The organism is Streptococcus sp. 3874, from assembly GCF_013276425.1.
GTDB classification, from domain to species: domain Bacteria; phylum Bacillota; class Bacilli; order Lactobacillales; family Streptococcaceae; genus Streptococcus; species Streptococcus pseudopneumoniae.
Window position 1 is genome coordinate 1 of the sequence record NZ_VMLA01000165.1, and the last position, 749, is coordinate 749.

Here is a 749-nt window from a genome sequence, read left to right on the forward strand (position 1 = left end):
GGAACCTTAGCTGAACCATCTGCTCCAATCGTCACTTTAATTGGACGACCATCCTTACCTGGAAGTTCTACCATTGTTCCTTCTGGATAAGTTGAGCCATCTGGTTTCTTAGGTGTTACTGTAACGTCACCTGTAGTAGGATCTTGTACCAAGTCAATAGTTGGTGTCTTACGAGCTGGTGTTGTTACATCCACTGGTTGTGATGGTTTCTTGTTCGGTTCTGTTACTTTACCTTTACCTGGCACAGCACCTTTCGGAAGCTTGTCATTTGGTACTTCACCTGAACCATTGTCACCAATTGTTACTGTGATTGTTGTTCCATTTTCTCCTGGAATTTCTACCTTAGCTCCTGATGGGTAAGTTGTTCCATCTGGTTTCTTAGGTGTTACAATCGCATTTCCATTTGGTTGTTGAGCAATTTCAATCTTACCTGGTGTTTCAGTCGTTGGTGTTGCTGGTGTTACCTTAGCTGGTGTTGTTACATTAGGAACTTCTACAGCTGCTTTACCTGGTTCTGTAATCTTAGCCTTACCTACAACCGTAGTATCTGGTAATTGATCATTTGGAACCTTAGCTGAACCATCTGCTCCAATCGTCACTTTAATTGGACGACCATCCTTACCTGGAAGTTCTACCATTGTTCCTTTAGGATAAGTTGAGCCATCTGGTTTCTTAGGCGTTACTGTAACGTCACCTGTAGTAGGATCTTGTGACAACTCAATAGTCGCTGCTAGAGAATTTGCAACTTT

General features: G+C 42.5%; 1 pseudogene. It reads right to left on the reverse strand.

The features are described from left to right. A pseudogene (locus HT703_RS11430) lies at nucleotides 1-749 on the reverse strand (hypothetical protein); the annotation flags it as partial.